At 72.9% G+C, this 25,050-nt stretch carries 21 protein-coding genes; 13 read left to right on the top strand and 8 right to left on the bottom strand.

Annotated elements, in window-relative coordinates:
• Positions 1 to 124: 124 nt before the first annotated feature.
• Together AB1460_RS12185 and AB1460_RS12180 are read left to right on the top strand one after the other, a co-directional pair.
• Positions 125 to 772, top strand: a complete 648-nt coding sequence (locus tag AB1460_RS12185; RefSeq protein ID WP_368961177.1) for an SRPBCC family protein — start codon at positions 125 to 127, stop codon at positions 770 to 772.
• On the top strand, positions 773 to 1,207 hold the full coding sequence (locus AB1460_RS12180; protein ID WP_368961163.1) for an ArsR/SmtB family transcription factor: 435 nt from the start codon (positions 773 to 775) through the stop codon (positions 1,205 to 1,207). It begins immediately after the preceding gene.
• Between the two features lie 43 nt (positions 1,208 to 1,250).
• Here the strand turns inward: AB1460_RS12180 and AB1460_RS12175 are convergent, their stop codons facing one another.
• A complete protein-coding gene (locus tag AB1460_RS12175) occupies positions 1,251 to 2,159 on the bottom strand; it encodes a Dyp-type peroxidase (protein ID WP_368961162.1) in 909 nt (302 codons plus the stop codon).
• Positions 2,160 to 2,953: 794 nt separating this feature from the next.
• On the opposite strand from AB1460_RS12175, the gene AB1460_RS12170 reads away from it, so the two are divergent.
• Positions 2,954 to 3,106, top strand: coding sequence for a hypothetical protein (locus AB1460_RS12170; RefSeq protein WP_368961161.1), 153 nt, complete (start codon positions 2,954 to 2,956; stop codon positions 3,104 to 3,106).
• A gap of 710 nt (positions 3,107 to 3,816) precedes the next feature.
• On the opposite strand, the gene AB1460_RS12165 is transcribed toward AB1460_RS12170, so the two are convergent.
• The 5 genes from AB1460_RS12165 to AB1460_RS12145 form a co-directional block, all read right to left on the bottom strand.
• A complete protein-coding gene (locus tag AB1460_RS12165; RefSeq protein ID WP_368961160.1) occupies positions 3,817 to 6,858 on the bottom strand; it encodes a PKD domain-containing protein in 3,042 nt (1,013 codons plus the stop codon).
• The gene (locus AB1460_RS12160) at positions 6,855 to 9,431 is read right to left on the bottom strand and encodes a DUF4129 domain-containing transglutaminase family protein (protein WP_368961159.1); all 2,577 of its coding nucleotides are present in this window, start codon (positions 9,429 to 9,431) and stop codon (positions 6,855 to 6,857) included. The genes AB1460_RS12165 and AB1460_RS12160 overlap by 4 nt, the downstream gene beginning before the upstream one ends.
• A complete protein-coding gene (locus tag AB1460_RS12155) occupies positions 9,428 to 10,549 on the bottom strand; it encodes a DUF58 domain-containing protein (RefSeq protein ID WP_368961157.1) in 1,122 nt (373 codons plus the stop codon). The genes AB1460_RS12160 and AB1460_RS12155 overlap by 4 nt, the downstream gene beginning before the upstream one ends.
• 20 nt (positions 10,550 to 10,569) lie before the next feature.
• The gene (locus AB1460_RS12150; RefSeq protein WP_368961156.1) at positions 10,570 to 11,553 is read right to left on the bottom strand and encodes an AAA family ATPase; all 984 of its coding nucleotides are present in this window, start codon (positions 11,551 to 11,553) and stop codon (positions 10,570 to 10,572) included.
• A 68-nt stretch (positions 11,554 to 11,621) separates the two neighbouring features.
• The gene (locus tag AB1460_RS12145; protein ID WP_368961154.1) at positions 11,622 to 12,974 is read right to left on the bottom strand and encodes a serine/threonine-protein kinase; all 1,353 of its coding nucleotides are present in this window, start codon (positions 12,972 to 12,974) and stop codon (positions 11,622 to 11,624) included.
• 277 nt (positions 12,975 to 13,251) lie between these two features.
• Between AB1460_RS12145 and AB1460_RS12140 the strand changes: the two genes are divergently transcribed.
• From AB1460_RS12140 to AB1460_RS12105, 8 genes are all read left to right on the top strand, one after another.
• A complete protein-coding gene (locus tag AB1460_RS12140) occupies positions 13,252 to 15,009 on the top strand; it encodes an MFS transporter (protein WP_368961152.1) in 1,758 nt (585 codons plus the stop codon).
• A gap of 114 nt (positions 15,010 to 15,123) precedes the next feature.
• Positions 15,124 to 16,515 (top strand): mechanosensitive ion channel family protein, encoded by a 1,392-nt coding sequence (locus AB1460_RS12135; RefSeq protein ID WP_368961151.1) that lies wholly within the window; start codon positions 15,124 to 15,126, stop codon positions 16,513 to 16,515.
• 107 nt (positions 16,516 to 16,622) lie between these two features.
• On the top strand, positions 16,623 to 17,750 hold the full coding sequence (locus AB1460_RS12130; protein ID WP_368961150.1) for a hypothetical protein: 1,128 nt from the start codon (positions 16,623 to 16,625) through the stop codon (positions 17,748 to 17,750).
• Between the two features lie 170 nt (positions 17,751 to 17,920).
• The gene (locus AB1460_RS12125; protein ID WP_368961149.1) at positions 17,921 to 19,255 is read left to right on the top strand and encodes a hypothetical protein; all 1,335 of its coding nucleotides are present in this window, start codon (positions 17,921 to 17,923) and stop codon (positions 19,253 to 19,255) included.
• Positions 19,256 to 19,476: 221 nt separating this feature from the next.
• Complete coding sequence (locus tag AB1460_RS12120; RefSeq protein ID WP_368961148.1) at positions 19,477 to 19,992, top strand: hypothetical protein; 516 nt, start codon at positions 19,477 to 19,479, stop codon at positions 19,990 to 19,992.
• Between the two features lie 117 nt (positions 19,993 to 20,109).
• Positions 20,110 to 20,538, top strand: coding sequence for a PPOX class F420-dependent oxidoreductase (locus AB1460_RS12115; protein WP_368961147.1), 429 nt, complete (start codon positions 20,110 to 20,112; stop codon positions 20,536 to 20,538).
• A 22-nt stretch (positions 20,539 to 20,560) separates the two neighbouring features.
• Positions 20,561 to 21,196, top strand: coding sequence for a maleylpyruvate isomerase N-terminal domain-containing protein (locus AB1460_RS12110; protein WP_368961146.1), 636 nt, complete (start codon positions 20,561 to 20,563; stop codon positions 21,194 to 21,196).
• 57 nt (positions 21,197 to 21,253) lie between these two features.
• Positions 21,254 to 22,108, top strand: coding sequence for a glycosyltransferase (locus tag AB1460_RS12105; protein ID WP_368961144.1), 855 nt, complete (start codon positions 21,254 to 21,256; stop codon positions 22,106 to 22,108).
• Positions 22,109 to 22,176: 68 nt separating this feature from the next.
• On the opposite strand, the gene AB1460_RS12100 is transcribed toward AB1460_RS12105, so the two are convergent.
• Positions 22,177 to 22,368 (bottom strand): helix-turn-helix transcriptional regulator, encoded by a 192-nt coding sequence (locus tag AB1460_RS12100; protein ID WP_368961143.1) that lies wholly within the window; start codon positions 22,366 to 22,368, stop codon positions 22,177 to 22,179.
• A gap of 281 nt (positions 22,369 to 22,649) precedes the next feature.
• Here AB1460_RS12100 and AB1460_RS12095 point away from each other — a divergent pair, with 281 nt between their 5' ends.
• Complete coding sequence (locus AB1460_RS12095; RefSeq protein WP_018638894.1) at positions 22,650 to 22,853, top strand: cold-shock protein; 204 nt, start codon at positions 22,650 to 22,652, stop codon at positions 22,851 to 22,853.
• A gap of 433 nt (positions 22,854 to 23,286) precedes the next feature.
• Entirely contained in the window at positions 23,287 to 23,841 is a 555-nt protein-coding gene (locus tag AB1460_RS12090; RefSeq protein ID WP_368961142.1) for a hypothetical protein, read from the top strand.
• 38 nt (positions 23,842 to 23,879) lie between these two features.
• Here the strand turns inward: AB1460_RS12090 and AB1460_RS12085 are convergent, their stop codons facing one another.
• Positions 23,880 to 25,046, bottom strand: a complete 1,167-nt coding sequence (locus AB1460_RS12085; RefSeq protein WP_368961141.1) for a glycoside hydrolase family protein — start codon at positions 25,044 to 25,046, stop codon at positions 23,880 to 23,882.
• Between the last annotated feature and the right edge of the window lie 4 nt (positions 25,047 to 25,050).

Below are 25,050 nucleotides of genomic sequence, written 5' to 3'. Positions count from 1 at the left end.
CCCGGTCGCCGCCGGACGGTGGAGGTTTGTCGCGGATCCAGCCCCGGAGTGCAGGCGGCGCGCGCCTCATCCGGGCCCGGTCCTTGCAATATAGGTGTGTGCTTATATCCTGCCCGCTATGAGCATGGATCCCGTGATCACAGCCGGCCTGGTGACCCGTGAGGTCCGCCGGGGCACCCGCGACGGGGCGCCGACCAGGACCGTCGTCGCACACCGCAGCTATCCGACCAGTCAGTCCGATCTCTGGGACGCGCTGACCAGCCCCGACCGCATCCCTCGCTGGTTCCTGCCGGTCAGCGGCGACCTCGAGGTCGGCGGCCGGTACCAGCTCGAGGGCAACGCGGGCGGGGTGGTCGAGCGCTGCGAGCCGCCGCACTCGTTCGCGGTGACCTGGGAGTTCGGGGAGATGGTCTCCTGGCTGCGGATCTCGCTGGCGCCGGCGGCCACCGGCGGCGCCACCACCCTCGAGCTCGTCCACGAGGCGCCCTTCGACCCCGGTATGTGGGGGGAGTTTGGCCCCGGCGCCGTCGGTGTCGGCTGGGATCTCGGCCTGCTGGGGCTCGGCCTGTACCTCGACAGCGGCAAGCCGGTCGACCCGGAGATCATGGCGTCGTTCCACACCTCACCCGACGGCGCCGCGTACATCCAGCGGTCGGCGGCAGGCTGGGCAGACGCCGCGGTGGGCAGCGGCGATGATCCAGAGTCGGCGCAGGAGGCCGCAGCGCGCACGATAGCCTTCTACACGACCACCCCCGAGGACGCCGGGAGCTGAATGAACGGCCTCTTCGAGGCCCTCGGTGAGCCGACCCGCCGGCAGATCCTCGAGCTGCTGGCCGGCGGCGAGCAGCCGGCGGGAGCTCTCGTCGAGGCGCTGCGCACCCGCGGGCCGATCTCCCAGCCCGCCGTCTCGCAGCACCTGCGGGTACTGCGCACGGCGGGGCTGGTGACCGTGCGGGCCGAAGGCGCCCGCCGGTACTACGCGCTGGACGAGTCCGGCCTGCGTGCCGCCCAGGGGTGGCTGGCCGGGCTCGTCGACCCGCTGGGCGCGTTCGCCCAGCCGCTCGACGCACTGGCGACCGAGATCGCTCGTGGCCGCCGGTCACGCCGCGATGCCACGCTCGCTTCCACCCCGGTGGGCCAGCACCGGCCCGCCGACCCCGCTCCCGACCCCGACACCGAGCGAGAGCGCGAGCGGTTCGGCGCCTGAGCTCCGTGCAGGCCGTGGCGGCCGTGCCCGCGGGACCCGTCGATCAGTCGTCGTCCTCCGGGGCGAAACGGGCCAGCGCTGTCACCGACGGGATCACGTAGTAGGCACCGCTGACCGGCGTCGTGTACCGGGTCAGCTCGTCGCGCAGGCCGTCCTCGGTGGCGCCGGCCATCCGGCGGAGCATGAGGTCCAGCGTCCGCTGTTCGTGACTGAAACCGACGAACATGGTGCCGTGCTCGGTGACGGTGCCGTAGGCGGTGTTCCGGCGGAAGATCTTCAGCTCCTCGCCGTCCTCCTCGACGACCGTGCGCGAGACGTGCGAGGTTGGCGGCATCACGGCCTCGTCGAGCTCGACGCTGTCGGCCTTGGTCCGCCCGATCACCCGCTCCTGCTCCTCGACCGGCAGGGTCTGGAAGGTGTCGGAGTCGTGCCGCCACCGCTGGAACAGCAGCACGCTGCTGCCCGCCCCCGGCCCGTCCGCGACCACGGCGACACCGGGCGCGACCAGCAGGGACGGGTTCTCCGTCCCGTCGATGAAGCCGGTCAGGTCACGATCGTGCTCGTACACCCAGCCGGTGACCTCGCTGGCCACCGTGGCGATACCGGCGAGCGCCGCGATGACGTTACGGCTGTTGTTGAAGACCGCGGTGCGGTCGCTGCCCGCGACCCACGCCCAGGCGTCACGCTGGGTCGCCGGCATCTGGAACCCGTCGGCGCCGACGATCGGCTCGGCGAAGCCACGGATGCCGGACGGGGCGTGGTCCGGTGCGACCTGCGCCCACAGCTCCGGCTGGAAGCCGACGACGAGGTTCACCCCGCCGCCGGTCGACAGCGGGCCGGTCAGACCGGCGACCGCCTTGACCAGGTCGGTGGGGGAGGCCCCGTCCTGGAGTGAGAACTCCAGGTAGCAGTGCTCCGGAGCACCCAGCCCGAAAATCCCCGGTTGTGTCACCCGACCTGCCCTTCATGCCAGCGACAACGATCATCTGCCTGCGCGCGCATCCGACGCTACCTAATGATCAAGAATCGGGTTGTCCGCTCGGATGGGTGTGGATCCTCCTCGGTGAGGTCAGCGACTGGATGATCTCGTCGGGTTGGCTGGTCACGGTCTGGTCTCCCGTGGTTCGCATCCGGTGATCTGATCCGGTGATCTGACACCGTGTCTGGTTTCTCGCCGCGAGGCCGAGTGCTGCGTTCGCGTGCCTAAAGGGCCACGCGTGTCCGTCCTCGTCAGAGCCTTGACGGATCGAGGGGACGAGCGTTCCGCAACCCCTCGCCGGCAGTGGCCCCGGAGAGACACCACCTGCCCCGGCCTCGGGGTGGGCACGTCTCCGCGCCCAGCGGAGACACCGAAAGGCCTGGTCAACTACCCGACGGCCCGCAGCCGTCGGCGATGGGCGGCGTGAGCGGGCCACCCGCGCCGCCCATCGCCGCTCCCGCCACACCATCGACGTCCACCCGTCTGGCTGCCGCGCCTTGGTGCCACCCCGGACCGGTCGCCCCGACGTCCACCCGACCATTCGACCCCGAGTGGCCCTCTTCAGACAGCACCGTCACCTCACTTGCACCACCATCGGATCCTCATGGGTGCGAACAGGGACCGTCCGGAGGTCAGATCCGCCTCGGGGACCTGCTCGGCCTGCTGAATCGCGGTGCCAGCGTCGTCGGGCTCGACAACAGCGCCGCTCTCCTGAAGATCGTCTGCCGCCGGCTCGGGTCGAACACGCACCTACACCTGACCCGTTCATGGACTACACCCTGTCCGGCAGCGAGAACTACTTCGCGCACGAGCAGTGGAGCGAACCGCAGCTCCTCCCCGAGGTCGGCGACCGAGACCCTCGGAGATGGAAGCTGCTCACCACACCCGCGTTCCTCTTTCTCGCCGCCCGCCTGGGCTGAGACCCGACCAGCCCACTGCACCTCGAACCACCTTGACGCCATGAAGCCATGAAGCCATGAAGCCATCGGATGCTCCCGCCCCACCAATCCCCGAAGGGACCGCGGACGCTCCGCGGCGTGGTTCGTGGCTGACCTGCCGCCGTCCGCGGTCAAGGTGACGGTGCTGTCTGAAGAGGGCCACTCGGGGTCGAATGGTCGGGTGGACGTCGGGGCGACCGGTCCGGGGTGGCACCAAGGCGCGGCAGCCAGACGGGTGGACGTCGATGGTGTGGCGGGAGCGGCGATGGGCGGCGCGGGTGGCCCGCTCACGCCGCCCATCGCCGACGGCTGCGGGCCCGTCGGGTAGTTGACCAGGCCTTTCGGTGTCTCCGCTGGGCGCGGAGACGTGCCCACCCCGAGGCCGGGGCAGGTGGTGTCTCTCCGGGGCCACTGCCGGCGAGGGGTTGCGGAACGCTCGTCCCCTCGATCCGTCAAGGCTCTGACGAGGACGGACACGCGTGGCCCTTTAGGCACGCGAACGCAGCACTCGGCCTCGCGGCGAGAAACCAGACACGGTGTCAGATCACCGGATCAGATCACCGGATGCGAACCATGGGAGACCAGACCGTGACCAGCCAACCCGACGCCTCCGACGCCTCCGGCGACACGTGCGCGTTCACATCGGCCCCGGCGGGTGCTGCGCCGGGGCCGGCGCTGGTCGTCTCGACGCATCAGCCGGATGTCGCGGCCGGCGGCTGCTCCGGCTCCGGTGACGGCGGCTGCTGTTCCGGCACTGACTCCGGCGGAGGCTGTGGTGGGTCCTCAGCCGGTGGTGGGTCCTGGACGGGCGTGGACAGCTCCGGCTCCGGTTCCGGAGGCGGAGGGGGAGGGTCGCTACTCGGTGGGGGCGAAGACGAGGACGTGGTCGGCCCGGGGCCCGGGGGCGGGTCACCGTTACCGTCCGGGTTCTGCGGGTTCTGCGGCAGGTCCGGCGGATCTGTCGGGTTCGGGAGGGGGCTCGTTCCCTCGCCGGGCAGTGTGACCTCGTCGTGGGCCGAGGAGCGGCCGGCCGCGTTCTCCGCGATGATGCCGAAACCGTAGGTGCCGCCGGGGACGCCGTCGACGGTGTAGGACGTCCCGGGGTCGGAGGTGGCGCCGCCATCCCCGTCCTCGCCCCCGGCCCCCGGATACGAGTGGGAGACGAAGTAGGTCTCGACGTGGGTGTTGGACGGCAGGGTCCACGTCCAGGTGATGCGGGTGCCGACCACCGTGCGGGTGAGGACGATCGGCTCCGGGACGGTGCAGCCCATCCCGGTGACCGGCTCGGAGGTCGCCGAGCCACTCGGCCCGGTCGCCGTGACGGTGACCGTGATCAGGCGGCAGTCCGGGGTGCGGAAGTGGATCTGGTCGCCCGCGGTTTCGACGCCGAGGCCGCCACCGTCCCCGCCCTCGGCGGTGTAGGACCACTCGTAGCTGACCGAACCGGCCGGCGCCGGGTTGGTGACGGCGACGGTGAAGCCGAACCCCTCGGCCGGTTTCACGACCGGCTCCGGAGGGGGGAAGGGGCACGACAGCCCGTCTGCCTGTGGGTCGAGCGGCCGTGGTGCCGACGGGGTCGAGGAGCCGTCGTCGGCGTAGGCGGTGAGGGTCACGGTGAACGCGGCGCAGCTGGCCGGGATGACGTCGAACGCGGTGTCCGACACGGGTGTGACGGTGACGTCCGGCAGGTCGGCGGTCAGGGCGAAGCGGGTGGTCGGGGCGCCGCCCGTCCCGGCCTGTGCGGTGACCCGCCACCGGTCCCCGCCCGCGGCCACCGTCATCGTCGGGACAGCGGGCCCCCCGGTGTCGGTGATCGTGACCGGCTGGCTGGCGCGGCTGATGTTCCCGGCCTCGTCGGTCACGGTGGCGGACACGGTGAACGTGGTGCCGGCGGCGCCCGCCTCGTAGGTGTGCGTCGCGGACGACGCCGCGCCCGGCCCACCGGTCGTCGTGCCGTCACCGAAGTCGAACGCGTACCCGGTGATCGGCGCCGTGCCGGCAGTGGATCCGGTGGCGTCCGCGGTGACCTGCAGCGGGGCCGCGCCGCTGGCCGGGGTGACGGTCAGGCGCGCGACGAGCGCGCCGGTGCTGCCGCTGTCCGGCCCACCCGGCTGGACGTCGACGCCCGTTCCCGGGACCGGCGGCGGGGCGGTCTGGTCGACGGTGATGCGCACGGCGGGCGCGGCGTGCCGGCCGTCGGCGAGGGTCGCGTGCGCGATGACGAGGTAGGCACCGGGCTGGGACCAGGCGTGGCTCGCCTGGGCGCCGCCGCCGGTCGTCCCATCCCCGAACGCCCAGGTCGCCCCGGCGATCCGGGTGCCGTCCCGGGCCACCAGGCGCAGCGTCACCGGCCGGCCCACGCCCGCGCGTGCCGCCGACACCTGGATGGCGACGCCGGTGTTCCCCACCGGCGCGGCGGGCGGCACGGTCTTCGGTCGGGTGACCCGCGGGGCGGGGGCGGTCGGTGGCAGCGGGGCCGCCACGTTCTGCATCCCGTTGTCGTTCCGGGGCTGGTCGGTCTCGCCGTTCCCGGCGCCGCCGGTCAGGCCCGCGCCGGGCCGGTCCGGGTTGTACTTCTCGATGACCCGCACGCTGCCGTCCAGCCGGATGGCGCCGGCCCGGAAGCTGCCCGGGTCGTTGAAGAACATGTACGGGCCCTGCGCGACCAGCTCGAAGCGGGTGCCGGCGGGCAGCACCTCGGGACGCGCGACGATCCGGCGGTCGGCGGCGTCCAGGACGATCACCCGCCCGTCGGTGAAGTCGGGGATGAAGACCCGGCCGGCGGCCTGCCGCGGCTGGCCGAGGGCGTGGCCGGCGGCGGCGAGGTCGAGGACGGTGTCGCAGCTGCCCGTGGCCAGGTCGGTGATCACGAGGGTTCCGCGCTGGCCGCTGACCGCGTAGACCCGCGGCCGGGACTGGTCACCGAGGACGGCCACGGAGTCGTCGGCCGGCAGGGTGTCCAGACAGGTGCGTGTGCCGGGGGTGCCGTCGTCGTCGAGCGGCAGCACGGTGCGTGCCGCCGCGTCGACCACCGTGGGCCGGCCGGCCACCAGGACCAGCCGGCCGCCGTCCGACGCGGTGGCGGCCGCGCGCACCTTGCGGCCCCGTTCGTCGAGGCGGACGATGCCGCCGCCGGCGCGGTCGATCAGCCACAGCCGCCCGGCGTCGTCGGCGACCACCCCGCCGGCCCCGGTGCGTGCCGCGATCGACTGCAGGCCCCTGGCCTGCAACGTGTCCGGGTCGGCGGTCGTGACGAGCCCCGACTGCCCGTCGACGACGAAGGCGGCCTGCTTCGTGGGGAAGACCTGCAGCTGCCGCGCGGCGGTGGACGTCCCGAAGCGCACCGGGTCGGTCGGTGCGAAGGTCGCGCCGTCCACCCGCAGCACGCTGCCCGCCGTGCTGTTGACGACGTAGGCGTTCGGCCCGGCCTGCGCGGACGACAGCTCACCCGTCCCGACGGCGACCCGGGCCACCACCTGGGACGACGCGCCGTCCACCAGTGCGGCCTGCCCGGTCGCGGACGACACCAGCCACGCGGCGCCGTCCTCGGCGGACAGCTGCCGGGCGGACACGCCGTCGCCCCGGCTGACGACGGCGAACCCGCAGGCGACCAGTCCCAGCGCGACAGTGAGCCGCAGCAGAAGCAGCAGTCGTCCTCTGGGGAGTAGCCCTGCGCGCAGTGGTCCTCTGTTCGGATGGCGCATGTCGCGGATGCCCTTCTCCTGCCGGGTCATCGGGTGGCCTGTCGGGTGCGCGGCAGCAGCGGACGCGGGTCGATCGACGCACGGATCCGCCCGAAGCGGCTCCCGAGGGCACGGCTGGACAGCCGGGTGAGATCCCAGGCTCGGCGGGCGTCGTCCTCGCCCGGCTCGGCCGCCCCGAACAGCGCCATCGTGACCAGCGGTGCCAACGACCCGAGGTGGTGCGCCGCCGCGGTACAGGCGGGTAGTTCGCGGGCCCGTCCGGCGACCTCCCGCGGTGTGAGCGCGGGAGACCCGGGCAGGCCGTGCTCGGTCAGCCGGTCGCAGACCTCGCGCCAGGCCGCGGCAATCCGCGTCGACGGCGGTCCGGCGCGGCGCCGCCGCCATCGACGGCGCCGCTTCTCCAGCGGGACCAGCGCCAGGCCGAGCAGTGGCGCGGCGAGCAGGGCCGCCGCGTAGCCGGGCCAGGTCCGCCCGGCCCGCTCGCCGCCGCCGGCGGCTGCCCCGGCCGGGTCGAGCTGGGGGACGACGACCGGCGCGACGACGTTCACGTTCAGGTCCTGCTGGCCCGCACCGCCGGTGGCGGGGCGGTCCGCCGGCGCCAGGGTGAGCCCGAGCTTGCTGATGTCGGTCGGTTCGAACCCGACCCAGCCGATCCCGTCCAGGGCGACCTCCGGCCAGGCGTGGGCCTGCCGGGTCGTCACCACGAAGCCACCAGGGCCGTCGGTGGACGTCCGGTCGAGCAGATACCCGACCGCGATCCTGGTCGGGAAGCCCTGGGCCCGGGCGAGGACGGCGAACGCCGCCGCGTGCTGCTCGGCGTAGCCGCGCCGGTCCGCCGCCGGCCCGGAGCCGGCGCCCGCCGCGCCTGTACCGATCACCGGGCCCGGCGCGGTGGCTGTGGTGGCGGCGGTGACGCCCAGCAGGCGGGCGACGGCACCGTAGGAATGGCCCGGAGGGGCGCCGCCATCGTAGGGAAAGCGGTCCGGGTCGCGCAGGTAGTCCGCCAGGGCGACGAGCCGGTCGTACGGCGTCGACGCGCTGGCCGTCACCTCGTCGGCGAGCTGGGCCAGTTCCGGAGCGAGGCCGGGTGGCAGCGCGGCATAGCGGTCCGTCGCCGGCCCGGACGCCGGCCGGGCCAGGCGCAGCGCCTCGCCGTCGGGCGTCGCGACCTCGGCGCGGAGCCGGTAGCCGTCGCCGGTCCGCGGGGCGGCGACGGCCGCGAGCGAGCCCGAGCCGGGCTGCACGGACACCGCCCGGCCACGCAGCCCGACCGGCACGCCGATCGACGGAAGCAGCGTCCCGCCCCAGCCGTCGAGCGTGACGTCCATGCCCACCTGCGTGGTTGCGACGGTGACCTCCGGGCCGGCTGTCGGCAGGGTGCCGCCGGCGCGGACGAACAGCCCCTCGTCGCGCCAGTCGGCGCCGTCGAAGTCGCCGAGCGCGGCGATGCGCAGCCGGTCGACGGGCAACTGGCCGGTGGTGGACGAGAGCCGGGCGGTGAACAGCGAGCGCGGTGGGTTCGCCCGCTGCTCGACCTGCACCTGGGCCAACGGGTCGAGCAGCGGTGCGGTCGCGACCGGTGGCTCGCGGTGGTCCCGCGGGTCGAACCGCTCGGCACCGTCCGCCAGCGGCAGGATGCTCGCGCCCAGGGTGGCGGCCGCGGCGGCGCCGGCGACGAGTGGCAGGCCGAGCGTCAGCCACCCGGCGGACTCCGCCGAACCAGCCGAACCAGCCGCCTGGGACGTCCTGACCAGCACCAGAACGAGGGCGGTGAAGGTGAGACAGCCGGTCAGCGGCAGCTGTGACCGCCCACCGGGCGATGTCACGACCAGGGCGAGGACGTCGGCGAGCACCACCGGCAGGAGTGGGAGGAGCACGGCGTCGGTCCGCAGAACGAGCAGGACGACCGCGACCGTCACCACCCACAGCACCAGGCTCGGGACGACGAGCAGCTCGACGGTCGGGTCCGCGGGCAGGGCGACGGTGAGCAGATCCGCCCAGCCGTCCCGCAGCGCGGCGCCGAACGCGGACGGGCCGGCGGCGCCCCGGACGACGACGAGGGCGATCAGCGCGCAGGGTGTCCAGCCGACCACCGCGCCCAGCACCACCATGTCGGCCGGGCGAAGCCGGACGGCCAGCACCGCGGCCAGCCCGCCGGCGAGCAGCACTGACCCGCCGAGCGACAGCAGAAACCCCGCGCCCGCGAAGAAGCCGCTGAAGGCCGCCGCGACCTGCACCATCAGTGCGATCGCCAGCGTGACCTGCGCCAGGCGCCGGCGACGAGCCCGCCCGGTCACGGCCGGCGTCCCGGGGGACACCGGTACTGCGGCCGGCGGCCGGAGCGCCGAGCCCGGCCCCGCGGCCTGACCGGCTGACGCCAGCCCGGCCGACGCCAGCCCCTGCCCCGGTTCCCGCGCCCGCCGCTGTGCCGGGTGCGAGCCCGGGCCGGACCGGGCCGCTGCCGGGGGCACGCGCAGCGTGTCGACGTCGGAGATGTCCGCCAGCTCCGTGTCCGCGGGCCCGAGCTTGTGCAACCTGGGCGGCAGCGGACGAGGGCGTCCCGCGCCGGCGCCCGTCCCCAGGCCGGGCGCCGGGCCGGTCACCGGATCACCCGGGTGTTCCACGCGGTGACGAAGTCGTCGCTGTCGCGCACGTTCAGGACCAGCGCACCGCGCACCACCGGACCGGGCTGCCCCGGCCGCGCGCCGACCTGGATGACGCTGACCATCGCGAACCGCGCGCGGACCTTCGACACGGTGGCGGTACCCGCGGCCGGCGCCTGGCCGGTCACGACACCGAGGGCCACCCCGCCCTCCCGCGGGACGAGCGTGGCCAGCGCCCCCAGCCCGGGGTCGTCGGGGGCCGCCCCGACGTCGGCGAGCAGATCGAGCAGTGCCGTCGACGGGGCCGCGCCGCGTTCCGCCACGGCGTGACGTCCACCGGTGGTGCGCACCTCGACGCCGAACCCGTGCGTCACGGCGGCGGCGGCCAGCGACGCGGCGATGCGCACCGCGTCCTCGAACTGGTCCGCCTGGTATGGATCCGCGCTGGTGTCGAGCATGACCAGCATCCGCGGCTCCCGCGGGACCACGTTGTGGCGCACCATGAGGGTGTTCGTGCGCGCGGTGGACCGCCAGTGGACGAGCCGCAGGTCGTCGCCCCGCACGTACTCGCGCAGGCCGTGGAAGGCCACGCCGCCGGGTGCGGCGGAGGCGGATGCCGGCCCGTCCACATCCGGTGAGCCCCCGGTCGGCAGCGGCGCGACCGGCAGCAGCCGCGGGTGCACCCGCAGCACCGAACGGGACGGGAACCCGCGCCGGACGTGCATCAGCCGCAGCGGATCGGCGTGACCGACGGTCAGCGGACCCACCTCGAAAACACCGCGGCGGGTGGTCGGCAGCTCGTACCGGGCCTCCTGGCTGCCGCCCGGGGGCAGGCTCGCCAGCGCTATCCCGACCTGGTGGCCGCCGACCGACTCGCCGGCGACGATCGGCGGCGACCGGCGCCGCGCGGTGTTGGTCACCATCAGGACGGCGAGCGCCGGATCACCCTCGGCGACCCGGTCCGGGCGGATCTCACGCTCGATCGTGACGTCCGGCCGGGCGAGCATCCAGCCGGCGGCCACCGTGACCACGACGGCCGCGCCGAGGCCGAGAACGATCAGCTCGGGGTAGTCGAGCAGCACCCCCGCGAGGACGAGCACCCCCGCGGCCGCGATCATCGCGGCACCGGACCTCGTGATCAACGGGTGGCCAGTCGCTGGCTCGGGACCGGAACCGCGGCGACCGTCTCCCCGATCAGGTCCACGGCGCGCAGGCCGGACATCTCCGCCTCCGGGCGCAGCAGCACCCGGTGCCCGAGGACGTACGGCGCCAGCGCCTTGACGTCGTCAGGTGTCGCGTAGGTCCGGCTGTCGGCCGCCGCGTGTGCCTGCGCGGCGGCGGCGAGCGCCAGCGCACCCCGGGTGCTCACCCCGAGCCTGACCTCCGGCCGGCGGCGCGTCGACGCGGCGAGGGTGACGATGTAGCCCAGCAGCGCCTCGGACAGGTGGACCCGGCGGGTGATCCCGATCATCCGGTCGATGTCGGCGGTGGTCAGGACGGGCGCGACCGCGTCCACCGACCGGCCGCCCCGGCGGTTCGCCAGCACCTCCACCTCGGCGGCGTGGTCCGGGTAGCCGATCGTGAGCCGCATCATGAACCGGTCGATCTGGGCCTCGGGCAGGTCGTAGGTCCCGCCGTGCTCGACCGGGTTCTGGGTGGCCACGACGAGGAACGGGCGTGGCACGGCGATCGGCGTCCCGTCCACCGTGACCTGCTGCTCCTCCATCACCTCCAGCAGCGCCGACTGGGTCTTCGGCGAGGCGCGGTTCACCTCGTCGGCGAGAATCACGTTGCCGAAGACCGGCCCCGGCTGGAACTCGAAGACCTGCGTCCCGAGGTTCCACACCTGCACGCCGGTGACGTCGGTGGGCAGCAGGTCGGGGGTGAACTGGATCCGCCGCATCGTGCCGGCGATCGAGTTGGCCACCGCCTTCGCGAGCGAGGTCTTGCCGGTGCCCGGGACGTCGTCGATAAGGACATGACCCTCGGCCGCCAGGCAGACGGCGACGAGCCGCACGATCTCGGTCTTGCCCCGGATCAGCGTCTCCACGTTGCGGACGAGTGCCGTGCCGCGTTCGGCGAACCAGGCCGTGTCATCCGGGCCCAGCAGTGATTCCGTCATGATCCCCCCGATTCGATTCCGGCAGGCGTGTCGTCCTGCCGGCCACTTCCGTCGTCAGCGCGGCACCGTCATCCGCGTAGCAGCAGGGCTGTGGCGACCAGCAGCCCCACCGCGGTGAGCAGCACGAGGGCGGCGACAGCCGTCCGGTAGCCGAGCCTGCGGTACTCGGCGTCGGTGCCGGTACGGACCACGACCCGCGACTCGTCACCGACGACCCGCTGCAGCGCGGCCCTGCCCACGACCACCCCCGAGCCCCTCGCGCCCGTGGCCGGGCCGCCCGTCGGCAACCCTGGCTGCGACCCCGGCCCTGGTTGCAATCCCGGCCCTGGCCGCGACCCCGGCCCTGGCCCCGGCCGCTGGGGCCGGGGCGGAGCGGGTGGTGGTGGTGGTGGTGGCGCGGGCCGTCGCTGAGGCGGTGGCACGACCAGGGTGACCGCGGGCTTCAGTAGTCCGGGTGGGAGCGCGGTCAGCCCGGTGCTGCCCCACGCCGCCGGTGGACCACCACCGGGGAGTGGCGCCGCGGCCGGGTCGCTCGTGGCCAGCGCGCGGATGTCGTCGTCCAGGCTGACCACCAGGCCCGCCTGGCGCAGCCAGTCGGGACCCAGCGCCTCGGTGGCGGCGCCGGCGAGTGCGGCGGCGAAGTCCCGCGCAGTCTGGTACCGGTCGGCGGGGCGCTTCGCCAGCGCCCGCAGGACGACCGCGCCGATCGGTGCGGGCGCGGTGTGCAGTGGCGGCGGTGCCTCGCCGAGGTGGCTGCGGCGAAGCCCTTCGAACGAGGACTGCGCGTCCGTCGGGGCCGCCCGGAACGGCGGCCGGCCGGCCAGCAGTTCGTAGAGGATGACGCCCAGCGCGTACAGGTCGGTGGACGGCCCCAACGGCCCCGCCAGGAACTGCTCGGGCGCCATGTAACGCGGGGTTCCGACCGCCGTCGCCGTCCGCAGGTCCGAGCCCGTGTACTCCCGCGCGATCCCGAAGTCGGCGACCTTCAGCTGCCCGCCTTCCGTGAACAGCACGTTCGCCGGCTTCACGTCGCGGTGCAGCACGCCCCGGCTGTGGGCGTGGCCCAGCGCGGCAGCGGTGGCCAGACCCACCGCGCACACCTGGGCCGGAGACAGTCCGCGTGCGGCCCGCGCGCGCAGTGTGCCGCCGCCGACCAGCTCCATGACGATCAGCGCGCGGTCGTCCAGCTGGACGTAGTCGTACACCCGCACGATGTGGGGGTGATCGACCTTGGTGAGAGTGAGGGCCTCCGCCCGGGCGTCGTCACTACCGCCGTCCACGCCGGGCACAATTTTGATCGCAACTTCGCGGTTCAGCCGGTCTCGGCCCGACAAAACAACACCGAAAGCACCATGGCCGATCTCGCCGTGCACCGCATAGCCCGGCAACGCGGCCGCGATCAGGTCATGCTTGCCGGTCAAGATGTCGCCCCCCCAGGCACGGCGCGCTGCCGTCAAAGGCCCGCGACATTCCGACTGTAGCCGCTCGGAAATGGCACACGCCCGGCACGGCCCCCGTTGCGCCGCGATGTCGCCAGGTGCGGTTCGACATAGCCGGCCGGGTTCCGGCATCCCGTCGGATCCTGTCGAGGCCCCCCGGCGTCGTGCGCTGACAATGCTGCGGCCCCGGTCAACAATGCGGATGGCCGGAGCCTCGGACATCGACATTCGGCGCGGTCGCATTCGTGGGGGAGGAAAGATGGCCAGCGCCGGGACGGGGACGGCCAGGGCGGCTGGCGGTGGGCGAGGCGTCCTGCTGACGCTGTGCGCCGGTCAGTTCCTGATGACCCTGGACAGCTCGGTCATGAACGTCTCGATCGCGACCGTCTCGGCGGACGTCGGAACGACGGTCAGCGGCATCCAGACCGCCATCACCTTCTACACCCTGGTCATGGCCGCATTCATGATCACCGGGGGTCGGCTCGGGCGGATCTTCGGGCGGAAGCGGGTCTTCGCCGTCGGCTGCGTGATCTACGGCTGCGGTTCGCTGACCACGGCGCTCGCCGGGAATCTGGCTGTGCTCACCGTGGGCTGGTCGGTGCTCGAGGGGATCGGCGCGGCACTGATCATGCCGGCGATCGTCGCCCTGGTCGCGGCCAACTTCGCGCCCCCCGACCGTCCGCGAGCCTATGGCCTGGTCGCCTCGGCGGGAGCGATCGCGGTCGCCACCGGACCGCTCGTCGGCGGCCTGTTCACCACCTATCTGTCCTGGCGGTGGGTGTTCGCCGGTGAGGTGGTGGTCGTGCTGGTCATCCTGGCCTTCACCCGCCGGATGGCCGAGTCCCCGGCCGGAGTGCCGGCGACCCCGGTCCATCAGGGCCATCAGGGCCGGCAGGAAGCGACAGGAGATCAGCAGGGAGCGGCAGGAGATCAGCAGGGGGCGGGAGGCGAGCAGTCCCGTAGGCCCCGGGGGTGGAGTGCCAGCCTCGACCTCACCGGAACCGGGCTCTCCGCGCTGGGCCTGTGTCTGGTCGTCTACGGCGTCCTGCGGGCGGGGAGCTGGGGGCTTGTCAGGCCCAAGGACGGCGAACCGGCCTGGCTGGGCCTCTCGCCGGCCTGCTGGCTGATCTTCGCTGGCCTGTGCACCCTGCGGGTCTTCCTGTGGTGGGAGGAGAGGCGGATCGCCCGCCGACGGCCCGCGCTGCTCGACCCCGCGATGTTGCGGAATCGGACGCTGCGGGGCGGCCTCACGTCCTTCTTCTTCCAGTACCTCCTGCAGGCGGGGCTGTTCTTCGTCGTGCCGCTGTTCCTCTCTGTGTCCCTGGGACTGTCCGCGGTCGAGACCGGGGTGTGGCTGATTCCGCTGTCCGCGACGCTGCTGGCCGCGGCCGTCGGCATCCCCAGGCTGCTCCCGCACGCCTCCCCGCGCCGCATCGTGCGCCTGGGCTTTCTCGCGCTCCTCGGGGGGATCGTGATCATGATCGCGCTGCTGGATCTCGGCGCCGGCCCGGAGATCGTGACCTTGCCGCTGCTGCTGGCCGGCCTCGGCATCGGCGCGCTTGCGTCCCAGCTGGGCAGCGTCACCGTCTCGTCCGTCGCGGACGAGGACAGCGCCGAGGTCGGCGGAGTGCAGAACACGGTGACCAACCTGGGCGCCTCGATCGGCACCGCGGTGGCCGGCACGGTGCTCATCGCGAGCCTGACGACATCGTTCCTGGCTGGCGTGCGGGACAACCCCGCGGCGCCGCCGGACCTCGCGGCACAGGCCACGGTGCGGCTGGCGGAGGGCGCCCCGTTCCTGTCGGACCAGGATCTGCGATCCGGCCTCGCCGCCGCCGGCGTGCCCGCGCAGACCACGGACGTGATTGTCGACGAGAACGCCCGCGCCCGCGTCACAGCACTGCGCGCCTCGCTGGCGGTCCTCGCGCTCGTCGCGCTGTTCGCGACGGTGTTCACCCGCCGGATCCCCCCGCGCCAGCTCGCCGGATCCGGTCGCGGCCCCTCCGCCACCGGCTGACCTCGCGGTCCGCCGAAGCGTGGCGCCTTTCCGAAAGCAGGGCATGACCCGGGCGGATGCGGGCATACCGGGCCTGGCCTGTGGACAGCTACCGCAATGCGAGGAGCTTCGCCTATGACCGAACGTTCTGCGCTCGGCCCCATCCCCGGCATCGACGGCACGGACTCCAGCCCCGGCGTCCTTGTGATCATGGCCGGGGCTGCCATCGTCGGCTATCTGGCCGCCCTGCTCCTGTACCGGATTCTGCGCCGCATCGGCCGGCATTCGCAGATCGTCAGCGACCTCGCCGTCCGCGGACGGCGGCCGACGCGCTTCGCCTTCGTCGTCCTCGGGCTGCTCACAGCCGCGAACGCCGCAGTGGAACAGTCCTGGACGCCCCCCACCGTGCGGGTGCTCGGCCTGGCCCTGATCGCGGCGATCGCCTGGCTGGTGGGCGTCCTCGCCTTCGTCGTCGAGGACCTCGCCCTGTCCCGCTACCGGATGGACATCGCCGACAACAGGCATGCCCGCCGGATCCGGACCCAGGTGATGCTGCTGCGCCGGATCACCGTCCTGGTCATCTCGCTGATCGCGATCGCGTCGATGCTGATGACGATCCCCAGCGTCCGCGTCGCCGGGGCGAGCATCGTCGCCTCCGCCGGAGTGGTCGGCATCATCGCCGGTCTCGCGGCACAGACGTCGCTCGCGAACATGTTCGCCGGCCTGCAGCTGGCGTTCACCGACGCCATCCGGGTGGACGACGTCGTCGTGGTCGAGGACGAGTGGGGAAGAATCGAGGAGATCACCCTCACCTACGTCGTCGTGCACATCTGGGACGACCGCCGGATGATCCTCCCGTCGACCTATTTCACGACGAACCCGTTCCAGAACTGGACCCGCCGGGAATCGGCCGTCCTCGGCGCGGTGGAGTTCGACCTGGACTGGTCGGTCCCCGTCAACGACATGCGGGCCGAGATGCACCGCATCGTGGAGAACACCGAGCTGTGGGACGGGCGGGTGAGCGTCCTGCAGGTCACCGACGCCATCAGCGACCATGTGCGGATCCGGGTCCTCGTCAGCGGCAAGGACGGGCCGACGACGTTCGATCTGCGCTGCCATGTCCGGGAGGCACTCGTGGACTGGCTGCGGCGCCGGCATGCGCTCGCGCTGCCGCGCACCAGAATCGAGATCGACCGTTCCCCGGCCGAGCGCGGCACCCAGAACGGGCACGGCGGACGATTCGCCCCCATGGACCGCGTCCGGCTGGAGAAGGAGTCGCCGGAGATGATCTCGGATGCCCGCCTGTTCACCGGCAGCGCCGACGCCGAAGAGCGTTCCCGGGCCTTCAGCGAGACCGGTGAGCCCACCGCGGACCCCAGCGGTATGCAGGATGACGACAGGCCCGCGGGCGGCAGGCCCGAGGGTGACAGGTCGGACGGCGGCCCGCGCGGGCCGCGGCAGCGCGGGACGGACGGGCGCGGGGACAGCGACTCGGCGCCCGTGTCCGCGTCAGTCCACGCCCGCTGACGAAACACCGCCGTCAGGGCAGCGTCTGCCGGGGCGCCGCGTCACGGGGGGCCCGGGCCTCGAGGGCGGTCTCACGATCATCGGCCTGTTCGTGCGACGGTTACCGCGTGAGCTTGTTGGGTGACGCCCTGGAGAGCATGTCCACCAGCGCCGGGCGGTGGGCATCGCTGCAGGCCGACCTCCACTGGTGGGCCGACAGAGCCGCGCTGACCAGGGCTCGGACCGCGGCCGCGGCTGCGCGCGGGATTCCTGCCGACATCCAGCCGCCAGGGTTCCCGCGCGCGCCGGTGGCCGCGGTCGCGGTGGACGAGCAGCGCGGCTCGCTCCTCGCCACCCCTCGCTCGCTGCGGGTCGAATGGCACGCCAGCGCGGCGGCCGCTGCGGGTGACGGCGCCGCCGGCGCGGCCGGCGCGGCTGTTGCCGTGGTGCGGGGCGAGGAGTGGCGCGAGCGCCGTGCCGGGAGCGTCCGGGGCTCGCAGGTCACCGATCCCGGTACCGGCCTGACCGCCCGGTGGGTCCGCGAACTCGTCTTCGTCCGACCCTGGTGGCTGCTGTCCTGCCTGCACCTGGAGGCCTGCGACGCACTGGACTGGCACGGGCGGCCGGCGACCTGGTTGCGTGCCGAGCCGCGCGAGAACGAGTGCTGGTCGACACCCGGCCCGCACAGCCTCACCGACGGCGACGCCTACGATCTCGTCGTCGACAGCGCCACCGGCGTACTGCTGGACCTGACCACCTGGTACGCCGACCAGGAGATCGAGCGGTGCTGGCTGGGCGGCCCGCGGTTCGACGCGCCGGTCGACCCGGCCCGCTTCGATCTGGCGACGGTCGGCACCGCCGCCGAGGCCAGATCCCCGATCAGACGAGCCCGACCGCTGGCCTCGCTCGCCGACGAGGTCGACTTCACCGTGCTGAGCCCGCGCGGTGAGCACTACACCGGAGTCGTCGACACCGACGAGGGCGGGTCGGTCGTCGTCGCCCATCCTTCGGGCGGCGGACCCGGTGGCTGGCGCCGGTGGTTCACGCAGTCCGGGGGAACGAGGATGGCGGATCCGGCGGAATGGGAGCCGATCCGGCTGCCGGACGGCACCCATGCCCGGCGGTGGTCTCCCAGCGGCGACCCCGACCAGGTCCATCTGCGCTTCGAGCGGGCCGGCACCCAGGTCTGGGTACAGGGGCGTGGGCGTCGCGACATCCACCAGCTGGCCGCCAGTCTCGAACCGGTCAGCCGCTGACACTCGTCCGAACCTCGTTCGTCCGAACCCGCTCGCCTGAACCGCCGCGGCAGCTCGATCCCGTCCTCCGGCGGCGTCGCTCCGCCCACTGTTGTCCTCGTGATGTAAACCTTTTCGGGAGTGACGGACTCTTTACCCTCTGCCGCAATCAGGCCGCAGAGGAGGACACGATGACGATGTCCGACCGGCCGGGAAGCCATCCGGCCGATCACCGCACCACCAGCTTCACCGGCGTCACGCGCGGCGGCCCGGGTACCCGGAGCCGCCGGGGCTCCCGAGGGCGGCGCCTGGCCGGGCTGATGCTGGTCGCCACCGCCGTGGTGGCGACGATCCCCGCGCAGGCGGCAATGGCCGGCGGGCCCGGGCCGCGGCCGGTGCCGCCCCGGCCGCCGCAGGCCCCTGCGGCCCCGCAGACCCCTCAGGCCGCGATCACCGCGGCCTACGCGCAGGCTCTCACCGGCGGCCAGGGCCCGGCACACGCCCTGGCGGCCGTCGAGGACGGCGCGGCCCTGGCCGGCACCCTCGCGCTGGCGACGGAGAACTTCCCGCAGGCCACCAGCACCGCCCAGGTGGCCGTCAGCGACATCGCCCTGCAGGGCCCCCGCAGGGCGGCCCTGCACTTCCACGTCACCTACCAGGGCGGCATCGACTTCGGTGTGCGGGACGGCACGGCCGTGGTCAGCGACGGCCGCTGGAAGGTGAGCCGCGAGACCTACTGCACGGTCCTGGGATGGGCTGGCGCCACCTGCCCGCCGAGGGCCGGCCGCTCGCCGCAGAACCCGGCCGCGGCGCGGACCGCCATCGGGCAGGCCTACACGCAGGCGTTCACCAGTGGTGAGAACACCGCCCGCGCCCTCGCCGCGGTGGAGGACGGCCCGGCGCTGGCGGGCACCCTGGCACTGGCCAGGCAGAACGTCCCGCAGCTCGTCTCCGCGTCCGCGGCGGCCACCAGCGACGTGGTCTTCACCGACCCGCGGAACGCCTGGCTGCGCCTCCGTCTCACCTATCCGGAGGGCATCGACTTCGGTGTGCGGGACGGCACCGCCGTGCTCAGCGACGGCCGCTGGAAGGTGAGCCGCGAGACCTTCTGCGGCATCCTCAGCAGGGTCGGCGCTCCCTGCCCGCCGAAGGCCGGCCGCCCGCCGCAGAACCCGGCCGCGGCGCGGACCGCCATCGAGCAGGCCTACGCGCAGGCGTTCACCAGCAGCGGGGATCCGGCGCACAGCCTCGCCGCGGTGCAGGACGGACCGGCCCTGGCCGCCACCCTCGAGCAGGCCCAGCAGAACTTCCCGCAGGCGACGTCCAGTGCCTCGGTGACGACGGGTGACGTGACCTTCACCAACCCGCGGAACGCCTGGCTGCGGTTCCACATCGCCTACCAGGGCGGCGCCGACTTCGGCGTGCAGGGCGGCACGGCCGTGATCAGCGAGGGCCAGTGGAAGGTGAGCCGCGAAACCTACTGCATGGTCATGGGCTGGGCCGGCGCCACCTGTCCGGCTCCGTGACGCAGGTGAGCGCGGCGGAGTAACTGCTCCCGCCCGCGAGCACTCAAGGGACGGGCAACGTGGCCGGGCGGTTCCCGGACCCGGCCACGTCGCCCTCCCGCTTCGTTTCCGACGGTTCTGCGCAGCCCTACCGTCTGAGCTGGCCACAACTGAACGGTCTCGAGGTCGGCGTCGCACCCGCCGCACCGCCCGGAGCCCAGCTCTCGTGGGCGACGGGCACCATGACGGTCCGTGAAGGGAACAGGCTTCTGGGCACGGTGCCGATCGCGAAGCCGGACGAGCCCATGGGCAATCCCTATGCACACGGCGTCCTGGACATCGACCTGCTGCCGGGATACCACCCGCTGACCCTCGACTACAGCGGCGACGCGAACTTCCAGCCGAACCGGGCCACGGTGTCGGTGGACATCCCGAACGCAGAGGTCATCGCATCGGTTCCCGGCTCGCCTGTCGACGGCCAGCCGTACACCGTCGAGGTTCAGGTGGTGCCGCTGCCGGGAGTCAGCGGCATACCCACCGGCAAGGTTCGCAACGCGGAGGACTTCGCGCAGCCCTCGTTCGAGGCGACCCTCGATGCCCACGGCCGAGCGACGATCACCATGCAGCAGCGGCCGTCCAGCTCTTCCAGCACGAATCCGATATCAGCGCACCTTTTCATCGAGTATCTGGGCGACAGCACCTTCGTCCCCAGCCGCACGCTCGTCCAGTTCACCATTCTCCCGAGCACGGCCGCGTAACGGCGCCGGCCGCGTCGGCGGTCAGGTAGCGAAGGCGCACCCCGTCCAGCGGTGCTGGGCGGGGTGCGGGCAAGCTTGACCTCGTCGCACGGCGAGAACCAGGGAAAGGACCATGAGATGAGTGGCAGTCTTCCGCAGTCCCTGAAGGACCTGGTCGCATCCGGCCCGTTGGCGCACCTGAGCACCATCAACGCGGACGGAAGCCCCCAGGTCTCGGTCATCTGGATCGGTCTTGACGGCGATGACCTGGTCAGCGGCCATCTGTCGCGGTACGCGAAACTGCGCAACATCGAGCGGGACCGCCGCGCCGTGCTCTCCTTCGAAGCGCCGCGGCAGCCAGGGGTCGTCATGGCCCCGTATGCGGTGCTGCACACCCAGGCCACCGTGCAGCCCAGCGACGACACCTGGGATCTGCTCAACCGCCTGACGAAGATCTACGTGGCCCCGGACGCCGAGTTTCCCGCACCGCGCGCGTCCGGGTACATCATTCGCTATTCGGTGCAGCGTATCGGCGGTGTCGGCCCCTGGGTCCCGTCCTCGGAGTAAGGCACGGACGACAATAGGTGCCATGGCACTGTACAGAGAGCTTTTCCTGGACGTCGCCGTGTCGGCTGCGGCCCTCCTGCGTGACCCGGCGGTCGCCGCGTCCTGGGACGCGGACAGCGCGTTGGCGCACTTGCGCGTCAGCGGGCTGGCCGGGCATCTGGGCTGGCAGGTCACCATCGTTCCGGTGCTGCTCGACGAAAGCCCACCCGACAGGAAACCCTTCTCCCTGTTCGAGCACTACACCACCCAGGCGGGGTGGATCGGCGCCCCTCTCGACACCGATCTCAACCGGATCATCCGCCAGATCGGCGACGACATGGCCGCCGACGGCCCGGTGGCGCTGGCCGACCGGGTCGACAGCGTCATCCGGGACCTGCCCGGGCGGCTGGCGGCCGAGCCGGCCGAGCGGCTCGTGAGCCTCGCGTCGATGGTGCTGACCCTGGACGACTTCCTGGCCACCCGCATTCTCGAGATCGCCGTCCACTCGGACGACCTGGCGGTGAGCGTGGACGTCCCGACGCCGGCGCTGCCCGCGCCGGCGACAGACGCCGTCCTGGCTCTGCTGACCCGGCTGGCGGCCCACCGGCACGGGCCGATGGCCGTCCTGCGGGCCTTCAGCCGGGCCGAGCGCGCCCCCACGACGATCACGGCGATCTGACTGCCGCTCTCTTCCCTTCGACCGCGAACGGGCGGCCTACTGAGATAGCACTGATCTGTGCAGCCTCTCCCGGTCGTCATCGTTCACCGCAACCAGCCGGCGCGCCTCGTCGACACGATCGACGCCTTCCGCGCCCAGGACGTCCCCGTCACGATCACGGTCGTCGACAACGGCTCGGCGGCCGTGCCGGCGGTCGAGGCCACCGATGTGGCGGTCGTGCTGGCCGGCGGCAACCTGGGCTTCGGCCCCGCGGCCAACATCGGCTACCGCCGGTTCCTCGCCGACGGCGAGGCGGGCGAATGGGTGGTGCTCGCGCCGCACGACGCGCTGCCCGAGCCGACCTGTCTGAGCAACATGCTGAGCGTGCTCGCCGAGCACCCGCGCGCGGGGCTGGCCTGCGCGGACGTCGGCGACGGCGCGACACCGGTCATCGACCCCTACTTCGGCGGGATCCTCGTCCCGGCACGCGTCGAGCAGGGATGGGAGCCGGTCGGCCACCCACACGGGACGCTGATGCTCGCCCGGCGTGCCTGCCTCGACGAGGTCGGGATTTTCGACGAGCGTTACTTCGCCTACTGCGAGGAGGCGGACCTCGCGCTGCGGGCGACGGCCGCCGGCTGGGAGTCCGGGCTTGTGCGGGGTGCGATGGTCCGGAACCCGTCGGTCGGCTCGGCCTCGGCGTCGATCGACTACCTGCAGCTGCGCAACACGCTGCTCCTCGTGCGGGAGCACTCCGGCCGCTACCACGTGTTCATCCGGCTCTGTATCGCGCTGTGGCACCTGGCGTCGGGCGCGGTCGTGCCGGCCCGGCGCGGGCCCTACTGGAACGTGGAGGGGCGCCTGCGCGGCCTCCTCGACTTCCTTCGCGGGCGTTTCGGCCCGCCACCCCCGCACCTGTTCGCCAAGCGCTGACGAGCTGCCCACGCGCGGCGCCGCCGGGGCAGGCCAGCCCATCGCCAGACGGGCTCACCGCCACGGCCCTACCGCGAGGGGTCAGTGCCGCCCTCGAGCAGCCAGGCTTCGATGTCGTGTGCCCGCCACCGGTCGAAGTGCGGCTCGGACTGGATGGGCCGGGGGAAACCGTCGCGGGCACACAGCCGCCGGGCCCGCTCGACCGAGATCGACAGTCGTCGAGCGATGTCCGCGGTTGTCCACAGATCGCCGGCCGTCATGGCCCCATCGTACGGCGGGGCAGCAGGGCGGCGCCGCGGAGCATCCCGCGCAGACCCGCCCCGGCGATCGCCCGGTTCCCGGCGCGGTGGGCGGAACACGGAGGCAGCGTGCTCCCGCCTGGCACCCGTGACCGGGGGGTGTACGGTAGTCCCGTTGCTCTTCTCCTTGGTGCCGCCGGTCACCAGTACAGGATGGCATCACGACGATCGCCAATCGCGATCGTCGGCGTAACGCCGGGACACCACGCGGGTGTGCCGCAGCAGGGGAACGAGGAAAGAACGTGTCCGAAGGTACTGTCAAGTGGTTCAACGCCGAGAAGGGCTTCGGCTTCATCACGGTTGACGGCGGAGGCCCCGACGTCTTTGCCCACTTCTCCTCGATCGTCGGAGACGGCTACAAGTCTCTCGAAGAGGGTCAGCGCGTCTCCTTCAACATCGAGCAGGGCCAGAAGGGCCCGCAGGCCGCCCAGGTGCAGCCTCTCTAGACCTTGACGGATTGCCGCGAGCCCGTGTTGGGACCGGGCTCGCGGCCTTCCGCACGAAAAGTCCCATAAGGCCGCACCAGGCCTGACCACGACAGGGTGGCAACCGGCCCACCCGAGTCGAGGCTGCCTGGGCTCTCGCCAGGTCGGCGACTGCCGCGGTAGTTCCATTGCCGGGCGGTACCGTCGTTCCCAGGGGGCACGGTCGGGTACCGGCCGAAGACCACTCTTTCTCGGCAGATGTGGTGATTGCCGTCTGCCGGTAGGTGAACATCGCCGCCCTTCGGGTGCTGGCCCGTGCCGTCGAGCTGTCGTCCGCCGCGGCCAACGACCAGCAGGATCTTGCCGGGGCCACCCCGGCTTGTGCGATCTGAGGCATCCGTTGGCCCGGCCGCGGAGAGCCGTCACCAGGGTCGGGCCTTGCCATGATGGTTCCGTGAGCCCCGTCGCTGTCGTGAGAATCCGTATCTGGTGCGACCTTGATGCGACCGGCACGATCTCGACTCCGTCGCGGGGACCGGCTCCGGATCCGGCCGCGAGGCCGGGCCTCGCGCCGCCGCCGAGCTCCTCGCCGGACAGCCACCTCGACTCGCCGGACAGCCACCTCGACGAACGCAGCGGTCTCGCCGTCAGGGTGCACGAACTCGCCGAGCTTTCGGACGGCCGGGAGATCACCCTCCTGGATGACCGGGGCTGGGGCACCTCGCGCGGCGCCGCGACCTCCGACGAGCTCCTGGCCGAGCTGACGACCGAGGAGATCGAGCGCATGGCCTACCTGGTGCTGTTGCCGGACTGGGCCGACGACGACCACCCGCTGCCGCCACACCTCGCCGCGGTCGAGGACAGCGGCGGGGCGCAGGACTGGGATTTCCTCGCGGAACGCCTGCGTGCGTTCGGGGTGGTCGCCACACCGGCCGAGCTCATGCAGGTACCGCGCCGCTTCGATCTCGGTGACCATCTGCGGGCGCGGCTGAGCGGCGCTGGCAGCTGACCGCGACCGCCGCCCGGCAGATGGATAACCGGTGCAGGTCAGCGGGCTCCGGCGGCCCGATAGGCGAGGCCGGCGGCATTGGGCCGCCCCGCCGCGTCGTACAGGCCGGTGACGCTGTCGCCGATCGCCGGCAGCCCGAACCAGGAGTAACGCTCCACATACGGAAGGCTTTCCAGCATCGCCGTCGACTGGCGGATGAACTCGGCCTGCTGCTCCGTCGAGGGGGCCCGCGGCGACTTCGCGAAGTCCATCAGCGCGTACTCGGTCAGCCAGATCGGCAGGTGGTAGCGCTCGAAGGTCTTCTGGACGTAGTCCCGGAGGTGGCCCGTGGCCCGGGTGGGGTCGAAGTCGCTGCCGTACCAGTGCAGAGTGATGAAGTCGACGCGGTATCCGCGCTGGGCGGCGCCTGCCATGAACCGGTCAAGCCAGCCACCCGCGTCGGCCGCGCCCCACGCCACCGCCGGGCTGCTCAGCCGCATCCCGGTTGCCTGCAACTGCGGCCACAACTCCAGCGCACGCTCCACCGACATGTCCGCCTGCCCGCCGAGATCCGGCTCGTTGAACGTGAGCAGCGTGTCGCCGTATCCCTTGACCTGGTTCAACGTCGCCGGTGTCACCGCACCGGGCCCCCAGATCATGGGCACGAAACGCACGCCCGGCGGAACAGTGTTGTCGGGTTTCGGGCCCCAGTTGTAGAACCAGGACGACCCCGAATCCGTCAGCGCCTGGGCGGCCGCGCCGTACGTCCAGACCGCGGCACCCTTCTTCGCCGTCACCGCCGCGGGCGGCCGGGGCGGCGTCGTGCCCGTGCCCGTGCTCGGCCCCGGGTTCGGGTTCGGCGGTCGGGTGGGCCCCGTGGTCGCCCGGGTGGGCGTGGCCGTGGGGGAGACCGCCGGATTCGACGGGTTCGCCGAGCCGCTCGGGTTGGCCGATCCTGTCGGGTTCGACGCCGGCTCCGTCGGATTCCCGCCGGGTGCGGGTGCGGGCGCGGAGGTGGCCGGAGCCGGAGTCCGTGTCGCGGGAATCGGCGGCCCCCCGCCGGCCGGAGCGTCGCCCACCGGCCCGCAGCCGGCGAGTACCGCCCCGGCCGCGGCGGCCGCGACGGCCACGCCCATCCAGCGCCTGCGGGCCCGCCCACCGCGTCGCGAGACGGGGGCTGGAGACGTCCGGGTCGTCCGGGTCGCTGCCGAAGGTGCGCCGGGCACGGGT

Origin of the sequence: Parafrankia sp. FMc2 (assembly GCF_041008525.1) — a bacterium.
Taxonomy (GTDB): Bacteria; Actinomycetota; Actinomycetes; order Frankiales; family Frankiaceae; genus Parafrankia.
Note: the sequence above shows the minus strand (reverse complement) of the source record. Positions and strands in the feature narration are given on the sequence as shown.